This window comes from Nocardia sp. CA-151230 (assembly GCF_050942175.1).
GTDB lineage: Bacteria > Actinomycetota > Actinomycetes > Mycobacteriales > Mycobacteriaceae > Nocardia.
The window spans coordinates 1129152-1145315 of record NZ_CP192061.1 but is presented as its reverse complement, the minus strand read 5'-3'; the positions used below and the strand labels follow the sequence as shown (position 1 = coordinate 1145315).

Here is a 16164-nt window from a genome sequence, read left to right as displayed (position 1 = left end):
CTACAGCGGCACGCACCAAATCCCAGGAGGCCGATTCGGGGGTGGGCAACCACACCGTGGCGCGGTAACTTACTTTGGAGTAAGTTCGAGGCAATTCCACCTGCAAGGGAGCAGAAATGATGGCATCGCGAAGCGATTCGGTCAGGGGTGGCGGCGAGGCGACGGGCGGGCCCGATACCTCGGCCGACAACGGCACCGGTTACCTGGCCCGACGCCGCGCCCGCCGCGATCTGACCGGCAAGCACGTCGTCATCACCGGCGCATCCTCCGGCATCGGCCGCTCGGCCGCGCTCGCCATCGCAGAGAAGGGCGCGGTCGTCATCCTGCTGGCCCGCCGCGCCGACGAGCTGTCCACCGTGGTGGACGAGATCACCGCCGCGGGCGGCGCCGCGTTCGGCTACCCGTGCGATGTCACCGATCAGGACTCGGTCGACCGGACCCTGCAGGTCGTGCTCGACACCCACGGGCACGTCGACATGCTGGTCAACAATGCCGGCCGCTCCATCCGCCGCGCCGTGCACCGCTCCACAGACCGCATGCACGACTTCGAGCGCACCATGGCCGTCAACTACTTCGGCGCGGTGCGCATGACCCTGGGCCTGCTGCCCGGCATGCGGGAGCGCCACGACGGCCACATCGTGAACATCTCCAGCGCCGGCGTCCAGGTCGCCACCCCGCGCTTCGCCGCCTACCTGGCCAGCAAGGCCGCCCTGGACAAGTTCGCCGAGGTGACAGCGGCCGAAATGCGTTCCAGCAATATCACTTTCACCACCATCCACATGCCACTGGTCCGCACTCCCATGATCACCCCCAGCGGCGACCAGGGCACCGGCACCCAGTCCCCGGAGTGGGCGGCGGCGCTCATCGTGCGGGCCCTCACCGAGCGCCCCCGCCGTATCGACGTACCGCTCGGCACCCTGGCCGAGTACGGCTCCATGTTCGCGCCCGGCATCAAGGAGCGGGTCCTGCACCGCTACTACCGCGCCATCCCCGACTCCCCCGCCGCCAAGGGCGAGGCGGTTCCCGAGCCGGAGACGACCGACGTGGACACCGTTGTCCCGCAACGCCGCCGCCGCACGGTCCCACCCGCGGTCCGGGTAACCGGTACTGCCCTGCGCCGCGCGGCCCGGCTGGTCCCGGGTACCCACTGGTGACCACCCACCGGCGAAGCCACCACGCCGCGGCGCGCCGAAGCCCGTGCGCCCCAAGGGTTGCCGACAGGATCGGACCTGGCAGGATCTCGGCATGACCGAGGTCCGGCAGCCGGATTCCCTGTTCTCTCGACCCGAGCTCTGGGCCGCGAGCTTTCTCGACGAGTACGCCTCCGATGTGCCCGGCGGGGACCGCGCCGACCGCGAGGAGGAGTACGACGACTTCGAGGCGGAGTACGACCTCGGCGACGGGTACGTATTCCAGGTCGGATCCGGCTTCTACGGTTCCTCCCTGACACTGCGCCATCCCGGTGCCACCCGCCCGGTCGAGCTGGGCTGGGACGATCTCGCGCACTGGCATCCGCACGCCCTGCGGTGGTCCGAGGTCGACCTGATCTGCCGCGCCACCGCACTGGCCGACCCCGACGCGGTCTACCCCGGTCCGTACCTGGCCATGCTCGGCCGTTTCGCCCCGCTGTGCACCGACGCCGACGCCGCGATCGCCGTCCCGCTGCTGCGTGAGGCATTCGCCGCCATACCGGGCCTGGACCCCTATCAGCGGCGTGCGTATGCCGCGCACGGCGATATCCGGGCATTCGGCGTGGATTGGTTGCGGGACGACGAAACCGGTTGGTGGTACCTCGATTACATCGAGGAGCCGGACAATCCCTATCGCGATGATCCGGACTACCCCGCCGGCGACCTGTACTCGATGCGCGACCCGGACGATCCCGAATTCCCCTTCGCCGCACTGGCAACCGCTGTCGACCGGGCACGCGCCCGCTGCGCGGCCGTCCGCGACCAGCCCTGGTCGAGACACCCCGAGGTCGAGGCGGCCGCCGAGACCTTCGCCGCCGATCCCACAGCGGCGCACCGGACGGCCCTGACCACCGCGCTGCACACCGCGGGCTGCATCGACCGGTCCGTCCTGTCGGCGCTGTCCCCCGGCGCGGGTGAACTCCGTGCCCTGGTCATGACCGAGCTCCTCCTCGGCATCGACCCTCACACCCTGCTGCGAACCCGCGCCGACCACACATCCCCACCGCCCCGCCGCTACCACGCCCACGCCTACCTGCCCGTTTCCTCATCCGAAGCTCCTCGGAACGGCCCGGCGTCACAGCTGAAGCCCGCTCTCAACGCCGCCCTCCGAGCCGCCGGACTGGGAACCACCAAGCACGGACCCGCCCGGCTGGGCCGGAGGGACGGCAGCTGGGTCGACGACCTCCCCCTGACAGTGATCGACGATTGGCGCGCGGGGATCGAACTGATACGCGATGTCCTGCTCACGGCCGAAGCTCCGGCAGGCAGCAGCATCGAAATAACCCGGCACGGCGAAACCGTGGTGGTCACCCTCGACTGACCCCCGCCCCGAATCACCTCGACTCGGTACCGGGCCTCGCGAACGCCGACTACGTCAACTACAGCGGCTGGAAGTGCCCCGAGATCGGGCGATGACGCAGAGCCCGGGGCAGCGTGACGGATACGGCGCTTGATCACACGCCTCTTGACGCGTCCTGGGATTCGAGTTCTACTGTGCATTGATCGAACAAACTTTCGATTATGTTAGGTAGCTGGCTCGGTGCTGGCTTGCGTTTCCGAGGGTTGGGTCCCGTCGACTGGGAGAGGTGGTCAATAGATGGGTGCGGCTGCGGAGGCCAGGCGGGCGCAGTTGGCCGAGTTGCGGCGGCGGATGGCCGCCGTGCCCGCGCGCGGGGCCGAGGTGGCGGCCCATGTGCCCGTGTCCGAAGAGCCGCGGCGGGAGTCCTTGCCGGTGCCGGGCGCGCTCGAAAACCTTTTACCCGATGGCGGATTGGCCAAGGGGTCGGTGGTCGTCTACAACGGCGCGGGGTCGCTGATCTCGGGACTGCTGGCCGCGGTGACGGGCTCCGGGGGCCATGCCGCGGTGGTCGGGCTGCCGCGGCTGGGGTTGCTGGCCGCCGCGGAGATGGGGGCCCGGCTCGACCGGCTGGCAGTGGTCTCCGATCCCGGACCGGACCCGCTCGAAGTTGCCTCCGTATTGCTGGATGGCCTGGATCTGGTGGTGCTCGGGCTGAACGGTCTCGCCGTCCCCATGTCCCGCGCCCGCATCCTCGCCGCCCGCGCCCGCAGCAAGAACTCCACCCTGATGGTGACCAACGGCTCCTGGTCCGGTTCCGCCCTGCACATCGACACCCGGGTCGCCGGATACAGCGGCCTGGGCCGCGGCTGCGGCCGCCTGCGCACCGTCCGCCTCGACGTCTCCGTCCGCGGCCGCTCCGCCCAACCCCGATCCGGCCACCTGGCCCTCAGCCCCGCCGACGGTCGCGTCGAATGGGTCGCCACCCCCGGCCCCGCCCGGCCCGCCGCCACTCCCGAACCACTGCGCCCGGCGCGTCATGCCGCGTCCTGACCGATCGCCGACCGCTGCCCCGACCGCCGCCGGCCAGGCGATAGCGCCTGCGACGCAGCGGATTTCCCGTGCCTTCCGGGTGCCCCCGCGTGTGGGCGGGCGTCGTGTCGCGGGCTGACCGCCGCGATTGTCTTCCGGCTGCCGACCGATGCGGTAGCGCCGCGAGAGCAGGCCGGCCGTGAAGGCGCGGCGGGTGATGGTGGTGTGGTGCCCGGATTGGCCCGCGGTGGCGGCGGCCGCCGAGGCGGGCGCGGAGGCCACTCGCTCGGTGGCGGTGTTCGCGGCCAATCGGGTGGTGGCCTGTACGGCGGTGGCACGGGCGGAAGGGATCCGCCGGGGTTTGCGGAAGCGGGAGGCTCAGGGCCGTTGCCCGGATCTGCTGGTGGTGCAGGATGATCCGGATCGCGACGCCCGTCTGTTCGAACCCGTGGTGGCGGCCGTGGACGCGACCGTGCCGGGCGTGGAGGTGCTGCGCCCGGGCATGCTGGCGCTCTCCGCGCGCGGCGCGACGCGGTTCTTCGGCTCCGAGGAGGCCGCCGCCGAGCGCCTGGTGGACGCCGTGGCGGCGGTCGGCGTGGAATGCCAGATCGGCATTGCCGACGAGCTGTCCACCGCGGTCTTCGCCGCCCGCCGCGCCACCCTGGTCCCGCCCGGCCGGGGCGCGGAATTCCTTGCGCCCATGCCGGTTTCGGAGCTGGCCGTGGAACCGGTGCTGGCCGCGCCGCAGCGCGTCGAACTAGTGGATCTGCTGCACCGGCTGGGCCTGCGCCGCATCGGCGACTTCGCGGCCCTCACCCCCGCCGAGGTGGCGTCGCGGTTCGGCGCGGACGCGATCATCGCGCACCGCTGCGCCCGCGCGGTCCCGGAGCGCCCGCCCGCCGCCCGCCTGCCCGCCGCCGACCTGACCGTGGAGCACCGCTGCGATCCCCCGATCGAACGCGTCGACATGGCCGCCTTCGCAGGCCGTCTGCTCGCCACCGAGCTGCACACCAAGCTCTCCGCCGCCGCCGTGGCCTGCACCCGCCTGGTCATCCACGCCGAAACCGAAGCGGGCGAGGAGTTCTCCCGCATCTGGCGCTGTGCCGAACCACTCACCCCGGACAGCACCGCCGACCGCATCCGCTGGCAGCTCGACGGCTGGCTCACCCGCCGTGCCCTCGATCGCGGCCGGACCCGCGCCGCGGCTCCCGATTCGCCGGAGGCACACGACGACTGGGATGCCGGCCCGAACGCGGCCGTCACCCTCCTGCGCCTGGAACCCGTCGAGGTGGTGTCGGCCGGCGCCCTGCAACTCGGCCTGTGGGGTGGGGTCGGCGAGGACGAGGAGCGGGCGCGCCGCGCGCTGATCCGGGTGCAGAGTCTGCTGGGCGGTGACGCCGTGCGCATGGGTGTGCTCAGCGGCGGCCGCGGACCCGGGGAGCGCATCACCATGGTCACCCTCGGTGACGAGCCGGTGCCCGCGACCGATCCGGCCCAGCCCTGGCCCGGCCGGCTTCCCGAGCCCGCTCCGGCGCTGGTGCTCACCCATCATCCGGAGGTGCGCCTGGAGGCTGCCGACGGTTCCCCGATCTGGGTCACCGAGCGCGGCCTGTTCACCGCCGATCCCGCTCACCTGCACTGGGGCAGCAGCTCCTGGCGGCTGACCGGCTGGGCCGGACCCTGGCCGGTCGACGATCGTTGGTGGACACACCGTTTCGAGCACGGCTTCGCCGCCCGCGCCCAGGTGCAGCTGGACGCCGAGGACGCCACCCGCCTGCGCGCGCTGCTCCTGCTCGGCTACAACAGCGCCTGGCATGTGGAGGGGCTCTACGAGTAGGCGCCCGCTCAAATGCCCAGCGGCAGGCGCAGATCCATCATGGTGGGCCAGAGCTCGGTCCAGGGGTGCACGGGTTCGCGGCAGACCGCGATGGCGATATCGCTGTTCACGCCGGGGAATCCGTTCGGGATGTTCAGGTGCGCACGGACCGTCACCTCGCCGAACTGCCGCCGCAGCGCGGGTTCGGCGCTGTCGAGGCCGACATAGAGGATGGCGTCGGCGTCCGACGGCGGCGGGCCGAAGTAGCCGAAGCCGCGGTTGGGGCTGTAGACGGGCGGCAGGTCGTAGTCGCGCCCGAAGTTCTGGATCGCGGCCGCCTGCCAATAGTTCTGGGCGATGATCGCTTTCGGGCGCTCCGCCTCCGGGAGCTGCCGGTAGGCGTCGGCGACCTTCGCGGTCAGATCCGACCAGCCCGAGGAGCCGAAGATGCTGGTGCGCATGGCGAAGTCGGCCTGGTTCCGGATGGCGCTGTGCACCCGGGAGGGCGGCTGCGGAAGCGTGGCCACGAGCGTGGTGATGATGGCCAGCGACAGCACCACGATCGGCGGCGCGACGACCCGCAGCAATCGGCCGCCGCGGTCGTTCACCGAGTAGGGCAGCGAGGCCGCGCCGATGCCGAACAGCACGGGCAGGAATCCTGCTGTGTAGTAAGGCCGTCCGTGCCCGACGAGGACGACGAGCACCAGCAGCGCCGAGGCGACGAGCATGAAAAGGTAGGGCCGCAGCCAGCGTTGCCGGGCCAGGCACCAGAAGGCCCAGCCGGCGAGCAGCCCGCCCAGCAAACCGGTCAGTCCGATCATCTGCGGCATGCACGCGAGCGGCCCGCCGCCGGCCGCGTCCTGTTCGGCGCCGATCACCTTGCTCATGGCCAGCGCCGGCCAGCCGTGCGTGTGCTGCCACCACAGGCCGGGCACGGCGGAGATCGCGAAGATCGACGCGCCCTGCCACAGCGCGGGCCGCCACAGCAGCTGCCGCGGTCCCGCGACGAGCACGCCCGCGCCCAGGCACAGCAGGATCGTGGGGATGAACCATTTGACCTGCAGATCGATGGCGGCGACGAGGCCGAGCGCGACGAGCAGGCGGTCGTCGCGGGTGCGAATCCAGCGGATCAGCAACCAGATGACAGCTGCCTGCAGGGTGGCGTCGAAGGAAAAGGTGCTCAGCTGGACGGCCTGGGTCGCGGCGAGTGGCGAGACCCCGTAGGCGGCGGCCGCGAGCAGTTGCGCGGTGCGCGAGCCGCCCAGCTCGTAGGCGACCGCGGCGCTGATCACGACCGCGGCCGCGGTCATCAGGACCGCCGGCAATCGCAACACGGGCGCCGACCCGGGCGCCACGGCGTCGGCCAGGTGGGCCATCAGTGGGATGAGCACGCCTTGGTCGGCGTAGGTGATGCTGCGGTGCGCGCCCGCGGCGACGAAATACAGCTCGTCGCCGAAGAAGTCGTAGCGCAGCGTGGGGACGGCGAGAAAGGCCCCGCTGAGTGCGGCTAGTAGAAGGACCCACGCCGTAGCGAAGGTGGGCCGCGGCGGGCTCGGTTCCTGGAGATCCTGGAGATCGACCGCGGGGGCGGCAGCATTGAGAACCATATTTCCCCGGCAGAAAAGCTATTGGTGAATCAGGCAATGACGCTACCGTCACGGTTGACCGATTATCGACAATGTGAAAGTGATCTATTTCACATGCTGCGGCAAGCGGATATCACGCCAGGATGTGCAGGGTTTCGCCATCATTCGCCATCGGAATGAATAGGCAACCGAATCGGAATTTAGATATGGCGCTGCGCACAAACTGGGGCGCCACCCGGATCCCGATCCGTACTCTGGACCATCGTGGAGTCAGCGGTCACCCGGGTCGAGTTCGAAGACGTCCAGATCGCCTACCGGGATTCCGGCGCGACGGGCGGGCATCTCTACAGCGACACACCCGTGGTGCTGGTGCACGGCATGGGCGGGGACGGACACACCTGGGATCGATTCGCCACCCAGCTGGTGCGACGTGGACGCCGGGTGATCATTCCCGACCTGCGCGGGCACGGACGCAGCCGGCACACCGCCTCCTACCGCTTCCCGGAATTCGGGGCCGACCTGCTGCGGCTGTGCGATCGACTCGGACTGGAAACGGTGGATCTGGTCGGCCATTCGCTCGGCGGATACGCCATCTCGTGGCTGGCGATGGAACGCCCGGAACTGGTGCGTCGCTTGGTGATCGAGGAACAGCCGCTGCCGCTGCGCTCCGGCGACGAGCAGATGCGGTTCACCCGCAGGCTGCCGTCGATCCCGGAGCTGTGGCACGCCACCACCAGCATCATCCGCCATCCGCGCGCGGTGCTGGCCTTCGATCGCTCCATGACCGGGATGGCACTCGAACAGTTCCGCAAGCCGCATCCGGAGTGGTGGGAGGGGTTGTCCGACATCACCGCGCCCACACTGTTCCTGCGCGGCGGGCCCGGCGGCATGGTGGACCCGGACAAGCTCGAGCGGGTGCGCACGAGCCTGCCCGATTGCACGGTTCGCACCTTCGGGTGCGGGCACAGCATCCACCGCGACCGCTACCACGAGTTCGAGGCCGAAGTGCTCCCCTTTCTGGGGCACTGAGCTGCCGGAATCTACAGTTGAACGGTGTCCGCATCCGAGCGTCCCACGCTGTGGTTTCCCGACGAGCAGTCGTTCCGGGACTGGCTGTCGGCCAATCACGCGGCGGTGGACGGCATTTGGCTGAAGTTCGCGAAGAAGGGCTCCGGGTACGCCTCGCTGGACTATGACGGCGCGCTGCGGCAGGCCCTGTGCTTCGGCTGGATCGACGGGCAGTCCAAGAAGCTCGACGAGGACTTCTTCGTCATGGGTTTCACCCCGCGCCGGCAGCGCAGCCAGTGGTCGCAGCACAATGTCGGCCTGGCGGGCGAGCTGATCGCGACCGGGCTCATGCATCCGGCCGGTCAGGCCGAGGTGGACCGGGCCAAGGCGGACGGCCGCTGGCACAATGCCGTCGGCCGGGATCTGCCGGAAGATTTCCTGGCGGCGCTGGCCAGGCATCCGGAGGCGGCGGCCTACTTCGAGACGCTGCCCATGCAGTCGCGCATCGCGGTCGGCTACCACCTGGGCAGCGCGGTGCGGCCGGAGGCGCGAGCGCGGCGGCTGGAGCAGGTGATCAGGAAGCTGATCGACGGGAAGCCATTGTGACGGGGTTCGAGGGATTGACGTGTTCGGCTGCGGCGCTGGAGGTTCCGCTACCCGGGAGCGCGACCCGCATCACCGGCTGGCTGTGCGTCGAACAAGCCGGTGCGTGGGGTCGCGATGTGATCGGCGACGAGGTGCTCGGGCCCGACATCACGCCCGAACTGGCGGCGCGCACCAAGGCCGCGCACGTCCGGCCGACCCTGATCCGGCGGCCCGGGCGCACGGAATTCACGGGATTGCGAACGGTTCTGCTCGCCAGTTCGCGGCCGGAGGGGTCCTGGTGCGAGCGGCTCGAGATCAGTGACCTGCGTGAGCTGCTGGATCTGGACCTGCACCTGCTCAACGGCCCGGCCCCGGGAATCGGTGCGGCCGTGACGGATCCGCTGGTCCTGGTCTGCGCACACGGCAAACGCGATCAGTGCTGCGCCCGGCTGGGCCGCCCCATCGCCGCGAGCCTGTCCGCCGCCCATCCCGACCGGGTGTGGGAGTGCTCGCACACCGGCGGCCACCGCTTCGCCCCCGCCGTCATCGTCCTTCCCACCGGACTCACTTACGGCCGCCTGGACGAGGATTCGGCCCACGCCATGCTCACCGCCGCCGACAAGGGCGAGGTCTCGCTCACCGGGTTGCGCGGCCGCAGCTGCTATTCCCCGGTCGAGCAGGTCGCGGAAGTCGCGGTCCGCCAGCGCATCGCGGACGCCTCCTACACCCTGACCACCCCGCTCCTCGACGACAGCGGGCTGGCGACCACCGTGCCCGGGGACGCCGATCCGACCGCAGGCATCGACGACCTCACCGTCGAACCGGCCCCGGACGACACCGAATACGCCACCGAACCCGCCACTTTCGCGGGCGCGGCCCGGGTCACCCATCGCGATGGGCGCAGCTGGCTGGTCACCACCCGCACCCTGGCCTACTCACCTCGCCAGGCCAGCTGCGGCGCCGCCCCGAAACCCGCCACCGCGGTGGAGGTCGACCGTATAAGGCAATTCGCGTGACGGCCGGCGCACGAATTACAGGTTCGGAATTCGAGTTCGTTCAGTAGCGTGCGACGCGTTCACGAATATCGCGAGTCATCGGGTCCGAAGCCACGAAAAGAAACCCCCGAAAAATAGGGGCGGGCCTCTTCACTGCGCATTGTGATATGAGGTGGTCCGGGCGAACCTCCACGGACTGCCGCGGCGGCGGTGACTGTCGCCGTTTGGTCAGTTTCGTCCGGAAGGCCAGAAGGCCCGCAAGATTCTCTCCAGGCCGGGCACGCGGGCCCCGAGAAGCGAAACGCGCTGTGTCCGTATGGGTCTGGAAGAAATACCCCGGTCTGCACCCGGATGCCCAGCAAACCTCGGATTTCGAAGCAGGCCAGTCAGGATGGTTTTCCGCTACCCTGCACCCGTGACCGAACGCGCCCGTCCCATTGTCGGCCCCGACTATCTGGTGGCCGGCCGCTACCGCCTGCAGTCGAAGCTGGGCGGTGGTGGCATGGGTGCCGTGTGGCTGGCGACCGATCGGCTGCTGCACCGCGATGTCGCCATCAAGCAGGTCCTCACCACGCAGGGGCTCAGCGAGGAGGAGGCGCAGGAGGTCCGCAGCCGGATCATGCACGAGGGCCGGGTGGCGGCCAAGCTGTCGCACGAGCACGCCATCGCCGTGTACGACGTGGTGCTGGAGGCCGGTGAGCCCTGGCTGGTGATGGAGTATCTGCCCTCGCGCAGTGTGGCCAAAGCACTTGCGCTGGTGGATCAGCTGTCCCCGATCGAGGTGGCGCAGATCGGCGCGCAGGTGGCGGACGCGCTGGCGACCGCGCACGCCGCCGGCATCGTGCACCGCGACATCAAGCCGGGCAATATCCTGGTCGCCGATCGCGGCGACGAGGTCGGCAAGGTCAAGCTCAGCGACTTCGGCATTTCCAGCGGCGCCAACGACGTCACCGAGGAGATCGGTGACGTCATCACCGGCACCCCGGCCTACCTGCCGCCGGAGGTCGCGCGCGGCGCCCGCCCCACCACCGCCAGCGACGTATTCTCGCTCGGCGCAACGCTGTACACCGCCATCGAGGGGCAGCCGCCCTACGGCTTCGACGAGGACAGCGATGTCATCGTGGAACGCGCCGCCATGGCCCAAATCACTCCGCCCGCCCGCAGCGGCCCGCTCACCGAGGTGCTGCTGCACATGATGGAGCCGGCCCCGCAGCGCCGCCCCACCATGACCGAGGCGCGCAACGAAATCCTCACCGCTGCCTTCGGTCCCGGCACCGCGCCCTACATTCTGGGCGCGCCGGTCCGCACCGAGGACGGGACGATCCCGGCCTGGGCGGCCCGCAATTCCGCCGCCGGGCTGCGCAGCCCGCACTCCAGCCCGCTCCCCCGCCCGCAGCGGCAGGCGGTCGCGGCTCCGGCTGCCCCGCAACCCAAGTCGAAGGGCTTCGACCTGAGCGCCCTGGGCCCGAACGCGGGCCCGCTCGCGGTGGCGATCGGCCTGCTCATCGGCCTGCTGATCATCATCGTCGTTCTGATTGTGCTGTAGCCGCCTCCCCGCAATTTCGGACGTTCCCGACGAGTTACCCTCGACGCGCGAAATCAGTTGTCACCCTGGGTAATTTCAATCGATACGACGCCGGTGCGCCCAGCGGGTGAGGGCGTTCCGGTTCGACTGCTGGGTCTTGCGCAGCACGTTCGACGCGTGCGTCTCGACCGTTTTCACCGAGATGAACAGGGTCTCGGCGATCTCGCGGTAGGTGTAGCCGCGCGCCAGCAGCCGCAGCACCTCGAGCTCACGCGGGGTCAGTGAGTCCAGTTCCGGGTCCAGTGGCGGCTCCGGCACCGGCGACTTGCCGGTGAACGAGTCCAGCACGAAGCCGGCCAGCCGCGGCGAGAACACCGCGTCCCCACCGGAGACCCGGCGGATCCCGTCGGCCAGTTCCGGCCCCGAGATGGTCTTGGTGACGTACCCGCGCGCGCCCGCCCGGATCACCGCGATCACGTCCTCGGCCGCGTCGGAGACGCTGAGCGCCAGGCACACCGGCCCCGGGTCGATGCCCTGCAGCACCGCGACTCCGCCGCCGTCGGGCATGTGCACGTCCAGCAGCACCACGTCCGGTGCGGTCGTCTTGATCCCGGCGATGGCCTCGGCCACCCCGCCCGCCTCGCCGACGACCTCCATATCGGATTCGCGGCTCAGCTCCGCCCGCACCCCGGACCGGAACACGGCATGATCGTCGACCAGAAAGACCCGGACGCTCACCTAAGACTCCTCACCTGACGCCGAACCCGAACCCTGCCCCCATCGGTACCACACTCCGTGACTCACAGCTGGGCGGTATCTTCCGGGGTGTCGTTCTGCACCACCAGCCGCTCGTCGCCACCGTCCTTGCGCGGCATGAAGATTCGCACCTCGGTGCCGTTGCCGGGCGCGGACTTGATCTCCACGTGCCCGCCGCGGCGTTCGATGCGGGCGTGGATGGATTTGGCCACGCCCTGCCGGTCCTTCGACACCGCGTCCGGGTCGAAGCCCTTGCCGCGGTCGCGCACGAAGACGCTCACCTGATGCGGCTCCACCTCGGCGTACAGGTCGATGGTCGGTACCCCGGCGTGCTTGGCGGCATTGACCAGCGCCTCCCGGGCGGCCCCGAGCAGCGCGGTGAAATGTTCCTTGGGCAGCCCGATTCCGCTGTCGTCGAGGTCCATGGACACGTCGCCCACGGTGACCGGGGTGACCTTCACGCCGTGCTGGTCCTCCACCTCGCCGGCGATGGTGCGCAGCGCGGCAGCCAGGCTGGACTGCGCCGGCGCGGTGTCCTCGAACAGCCACTTGCGCAGCTCGCGTTCCTGACTGCGGGCCAGCCGCACCACTTCCTGCGGGTCGCCGGCCTGCCGCTGGATCAGGGCCAGCGTCTGCAGTACGGAATCGTGCAGGTGCGAGGCGATCTCCTCGCGTTCGTCGTTGCGGATCCGCGCCGAGCGTTCGGCATTCAGCGCGCGCATCATGCGCAGCCACAGCGGCACGGTCAGCAGCCCGGCCCCGACCAGGGTCACCGCCACCGCCAGCAGCGCCGACCCCAGCGAGCTGAGGTTGATCCGCCCCAGCACCACCACGCCCAGCCCGACCACGATGAGGGTGGCCCCGCCGACGATGCGCGCCCAGGTGACCACCGACGGTTTGGCGGGCAGCCCGATGACGGATCTCGGCCCGTCCGCGTCGAATTCGCGCCACACCAGCGCCGCGCCGACCGCCACCACGATGATCGGACCCACCACATGCGCGGCCGTCCCGTTGAAGACCCACGCGGTGGCGACCGCCAAAGCCATACCGAGCAGCGCCAACCCGATGGCCTGCCGCCGCTCCGACCCGGTCGGCGGAGCCGCGTCACCCCCGGCGGGCGTGAAGATCCACAGCATGCCGTAGGCCACGATCCCGGCCCCCGCCAGCGCGGACAGCAGCACGAAACCGATCCGCACCTTGAACACGTCGATCCCGAGGTGATCGGCGAGCCCGCCCGCGACCCCGCCCACGATGCGCCCGCCGGTACGCCGCACCAGCCTGGGCTGGGTCACGGGTGTGACCGCCCCGCGGGCAGGGTCGTACAGGGGCGCGGACGGATACATGCCTTCGATACTGGCACGACCCGGTGACACCCGACATCAGGAAACACCCCGATTCGATCCCTGAGGCGCCGCTCTGGCCGGACCGGACAGGAAAGCCTCGCTGACCTGGATGGCAATCAAGTTCGACGCGGGGTCCCCCCGGGTCCTGCAGCCGATGATGCCCTGGCCGGACCGGATGGCCGACCCGAGCTGCGGCAGGACCGCCCCGGCCGGACCGGACAATTGCTCCTGGGCCGCCGATCAGGGCGTTTCCGGCCGTCGCGGCCGAGGTCGTCGCCCGGTCAGGGGTTGTCTTCCTACCTTCGTTTCAGCGGGGCGAACGGTGCACTTTTCGCCCAGCGCTCCACCGAACTCTATGAGGCAGCGGGCAATCCGATACCAGCGACACCCAGGCGAGATTCACCCCCGACGGAAGCACCATGGTCGTCACCGCCCACGAACTCCTCCAGAGCTGGGACATCACCGACCCCGCGAACCCGGGCCAGCTCGGCGAGCCGGTCGCCGCGCACACGTTGAGCATCACCTCCGTCGGCTTCAGCGCCGTCGCGCACGCCATGGTGACCGCCAGTGAGGACGGCACCGTCCAACTGACGAAGCGGAATTTCTCCCCGGCCCGGTCGGTTGGCAGCAGCAGATCTGGAACAGGACAGGGGTTATGAACGCATTCAACGAATCCGTGATCGAGGAGTTTCGGGCCAACGGCGGGAAGGTCGGCGGGCCGTTCGAGGGCCGCGCCAACTTGGTACTGATCACCACGACCGGGGCGAAATCCGGCCGGGCGATCACCAATCCACTCGTCTACGTCCCCGACAGTGAGCGCATCGTTCTCATCGCGTCCAACGGCGGCGCGGACAAGCATCCCGCCTGGTACCACAACCTGCGCGCCGATCCCCGGCTCACGGTAGAGGTCGGCGACGAAACATACACGGGCAAGGCGGAATTCGTCACCGAGCCGGAAGCCGACGAGCTCTATGACCGAATGATCGAACTCATGCCGGTGTTCGCCGAATACCGGGACAAGACGACCCGGAAGATTCCCGTGATCGCGGTGTACCGCGAAACCGCCTGAGAACAAACGACGGATGGCACCGAGTATGTGATCCACGCCACTGTCTGTCACATACTGCCGACGCGGCCGGTCGAGAGAGTGAACCCGCAAACGACGGCAGAAAAGAGAAGACAATGGCTCTGCAGGTCACCACCATCATGTTGGCAGTGGACGACATGGAGCGTTCCAAGAAGTTCTACGGCGCCCTCGGCGCGAAGCTCGGCCAGGATTTCCCGAACTTCGCCTCGTTCGAACTCGACGGCGGTTCCGCACTCGGCATCTACCCGGTGGCCCACGCCGCCGGCGACGCCGGGGTCTCCCCGGAGGGCACCGGCTTCCGCGGCGTCTCCTTCCACCACATCGTCGACACCCCCGAGGACGTCGACGCCGTGATCGCCACCGCAACCTCCTCCGGCGGCGCCATCGTCAAGCCCGCCACCGCCGCCCAATGGGGTGGCTACTTCGGCTACATCGCCGACCCCGACGGCCACCTCTGGAAGATCGCCACCTCCGCATGACCACGGCCTCGACGGTCAACGGCCCGGAATCGTACGGGCCGTTGACCTTTCGAATGTCGTTCAACCCCTCGGGCAGTCGGACCACAATGCGCCCGTCGCGGCAAGCTGGTGCAGCAGCGGGCAGCCTGATCGGCTGGGCGGGTTCCGACTCGACGGATACTGCGACTGCACTCGCGTGATTCGCCGCCCCGGGCTGGTCTGCGGCCACGAAAACCCTTGCCGCAAGGGTGGCCTCGCCGACAGCGAAGACGACGCCGAGGCCACCCGCTCACCCGAATGCAGCGGCAGTGCTAGACGGTGCCGCCGTTGACGCGGATGTTCTGGGCGGTCACCCAGCCGCCCGCGTCGGAGGCGAGAAATGCGACCACGGCGGCGATTTCGTCGGGCCGGCCGAGCCTTCCGAAGGCGCTCAACGCTTCCAGGCCGGCGAGGAACTGTTCGCTCTTGCCGATCCGGTAGGTCTCGGTCTCCGTCGCGCCGGGGCTGACGGTATTGATGCTGATGCCGCGTTTACCGAAATCCTTGGACAGGATGTGGGTGAACTGTTCGACCGCGCCCTTGGTGGCGTCGTAGACCGCGTAGCCGGGCAACATCAATCCGGTCGTCGAGCTCGAGATCGTGATGATGCGCCCGCCGTCGGCCAGGTGATCCCAGGCCAGCTGCAGACCGTGGAACACGCCCTTGACGTTCACCGCGAAGCTGCGATCGAACTCTTCGGAGGTGACCTGGTCGAACGGCTTGGTGATGGCCACCGCCGCGTTGTTCACCAGGATGTCCCAGCGACCGAAGATGGAAAGCAACTGCTCCACCATCGCCCGGTACTCGTCCGGGTTCGTGACATCCGCGGCGATCTCGATCGCGCTGCCGCCGGCCGATTCGATCTCGGCGACAGCGGCTTTGGCGAGATCGGGGGTGTGCGGGTGATTGATCACCACCTGCGCGCCCGCGGCCGCCAAGGCGCGGGCGATGGCCGTGCCGATCCCGGTGGCGGCCCCGGTCACGAGGGCCGTTCTGCCGGCCAGTGATTCAGACATGCGATGTCCCTTGCCTTCTACTCGAACCAGTAATCGAGCCAGATCTCGGCGTTCTCACCGAGATTGGCCTTGAAGCCGCCGGTGCCCCGCAAGCCGGCCAGCTCGCCGGTGCCCGACTCGGGTACCACGAACCACTCGCCGCCGACGATATTGTCGGCGACGCTGCCCTGGTCCTGCAGCAGGAAGGTGCCCGCCCGGCCGGCGATGGTGCCGGTCACCCGCTCGATGCCGACAAAGCTGGCAGTGCGGTCGGCATTGGCGGACTGCAGGAACTCCACCACGCCCTCACCGGAGATATCACCGCTGAAGCTCTCCTCCACATGGATCCGGGTCAGCACCGGGCCCTCGGCAGGCTCCTCGTAGGCCGTCGGCTCGTACTTGTGGACCGTGATCCGGCCGGTGGCATGGGTGGTTTCGGGATTGCTCATCGA

General features: G+C 69.5%; 16 protein-coding genes. 11 read left to right on the top strand and 5 right to left on the bottom strand.

Annotation, left to right across the window (positions count from 1 at the left end):
• Nucleotides 1-116: 116 nt before the first annotated feature.
• The 4 genes from ACQP1O_RS04955 (at nucleotide 117) to ACQP1O_RS04940 (ending at nucleotide 5356) form a co-directional block, all read left to right on the top strand.
• Nucleotides 117-1154, top strand: coding sequence for an SDR family NAD(P)-dependent oxidoreductase (locus tag ACQP1O_RS04955; protein WP_433564703.1), 1038 nt, complete (start codon nucleotides 117-119; stop codon nucleotides 1152-1154).
• 91 nt (nucleotides 1155-1245) lie between these two features.
• Nucleotides 1246-2511 carry a hypothetical protein gene (locus ACQP1O_RS04950; RefSeq protein WP_433564702.1) on the top strand — a complete coding sequence of 422 codons (1266 nt, stop codon included), beginning with the start codon at nucleotides 1246-1248 and terminating at the stop codon, nucleotides 2509-2511.
• 276 nt (nucleotides 2512-2787) lie between these two features.
• A complete protein-coding gene (locus ACQP1O_RS04945) occupies nucleotides 2788-3540 on the top strand; it encodes a hypothetical protein (RefSeq protein WP_433564701.1) in 753 nt (250 codons plus the stop codon).
• A 196-nt stretch (nucleotides 3541-3736) separates the two neighbouring features.
• Complete coding sequence (locus ACQP1O_RS04940) at nucleotides 3737-5356, top strand: DNA polymerase Y family protein (RefSeq protein WP_433567579.1); 1620 nt, start codon at nucleotides 3737-3739, stop codon at nucleotides 5354-5356.
• 8 nt (nucleotides 5357-5364) lie between these two features.
• Here the strand turns inward: ACQP1O_RS04940 and ACQP1O_RS04935 are convergent, their stop codons facing one another.
• Nucleotides 5365-6942 carry an ArnT family glycosyltransferase gene (locus tag ACQP1O_RS04935; protein WP_433564700.1) on the bottom strand — a complete coding sequence of 526 codons (1578 nt, stop codon included), beginning with the start codon at nucleotides 6940-6942 and terminating at the stop codon, nucleotides 5365-5367.
• A gap of 243 nt (nucleotides 6943-7185) precedes the next feature.
• On the opposite strand from ACQP1O_RS04935, the gene ACQP1O_RS04930 reads away from it, so the two are divergent.
• From ACQP1O_RS04930 to ACQP1O_RS04915, 4 genes are all read left to right on the top strand, one after another.
• Nucleotides 7186-7950 carry an alpha/beta fold hydrolase gene (locus ACQP1O_RS04930; protein WP_433564699.1) on the top strand — a complete coding sequence of 255 codons (765 nt, stop codon included), beginning with the start codon at nucleotides 7186-7188 and terminating at the stop codon, nucleotides 7948-7950.
• Nucleotides 7951-7974: 24 nt separating this feature from the next.
• Nucleotides 7975-8535: a YdeI/OmpD-associated family protein gene (locus ACQP1O_RS04925; protein WP_433564698.1), complete on the top strand. Its 561-nt coding sequence runs from the start codon at nucleotides 7975-7977 to the stop codon at nucleotides 8533-8535.
• Nucleotides 8532-9530: a sucrase ferredoxin gene (locus ACQP1O_RS04920; RefSeq protein WP_433564697.1), complete on the top strand. Its 999-nt coding sequence runs from the start codon at nucleotides 8532-8534 to the stop codon at nucleotides 9528-9530. The genes ACQP1O_RS04925 and ACQP1O_RS04920 overlap by 4 nt, the downstream gene beginning before the upstream one ends.
• Before the next feature lie 370 nt (nucleotides 9531-9900).
• Nucleotides 9901-11055 (top strand): serine/threonine-protein kinase, encoded by a 1155-nt coding sequence (locus ACQP1O_RS04915; protein WP_433564696.1) that lies wholly within the window; start codon nucleotides 9901-9903, stop codon nucleotides 11053-11055.
• Between the two features lie 75 nt (nucleotides 11056-11130).
• On the opposite strand, the gene ACQP1O_RS04910 is transcribed toward ACQP1O_RS04915, so the two are convergent.
• Both ACQP1O_RS04910 and ACQP1O_RS04905 read right to left on the bottom strand, forming a co-directional pair.
• Entirely contained in the window at nucleotides 11131-11772 is a 642-nt protein-coding gene (locus ACQP1O_RS04910; protein ID WP_040855660.1) for a response regulator, read from the bottom strand.
• Nucleotides 11773-11834: 62 nt separating this feature from the next.
• Entirely contained in the window at nucleotides 11835-13133 is a 1299-nt protein-coding gene (locus ACQP1O_RS04905; RefSeq protein WP_433564695.1) for an ATP-binding protein, read from the bottom strand.
• A 419-nt stretch (nucleotides 13134-13552) separates the two neighbouring features.
• On the opposite strand from ACQP1O_RS04905, the gene ACQP1O_RS04900 reads away from it, so the two are divergent.
• The 3 genes from ACQP1O_RS04900 to ACQP1O_RS04890 all read left to right on the top strand — a co-directional run bounded on the left by ACQP1O_RS04900 (nucleotide 13553) and on the right by ACQP1O_RS04890 (nucleotide 14699).
• A complete protein-coding gene (locus tag ACQP1O_RS04900; RefSeq protein ID WP_433564694.1) occupies nucleotides 13553-13792 on the top strand; it encodes a hypothetical protein in 240 nt (79 codons plus the stop codon).
• A complete protein-coding gene (locus tag ACQP1O_RS04895) occupies nucleotides 13789-14202 on the top strand; it encodes a nitroreductase/quinone reductase family protein (protein ID WP_433564693.1) in 414 nt (137 codons plus the stop codon). The genes ACQP1O_RS04900 and ACQP1O_RS04895 overlap by 4 nt, the downstream gene beginning before the upstream one ends.
• A gap of 113 nt (nucleotides 14203-14315) precedes the next feature.
• Nucleotides 14316-14699 carry a VOC family protein gene (locus ACQP1O_RS04890; RefSeq protein WP_433564692.1) on the top strand — a complete coding sequence of 128 codons (384 nt, stop codon included), beginning with the start codon at nucleotides 14316-14318 and terminating at the stop codon, nucleotides 14697-14699.
• Between the two features lie 290 nt (nucleotides 14700-14989).
• Here ACQP1O_RS04890 and ACQP1O_RS04885 read toward each other — a convergent pair whose 3' ends face one another.
• Together ACQP1O_RS04885 and ACQP1O_RS04880 are read right to left on the bottom strand one after the other, a co-directional pair.
• Nucleotides 14990-15733 carry an SDR family oxidoreductase gene (locus ACQP1O_RS04885; protein ID WP_433564691.1) on the bottom strand — a complete coding sequence of 248 codons (744 nt, stop codon included), beginning with the start codon at nucleotides 15731-15733 and terminating at the stop codon, nucleotides 14990-14992.
• 17 nt (nucleotides 15734-15750) lie between these two features.
• Nucleotides 15751-16161, bottom strand: coding sequence for a DUF3224 domain-containing protein (locus tag ACQP1O_RS04880; RefSeq protein WP_433564690.1), 411 nt, complete (start codon nucleotides 16159-16161; stop codon nucleotides 15751-15753).
• Nucleotides 16162-16164 lie beyond the last annotated feature (3 nt).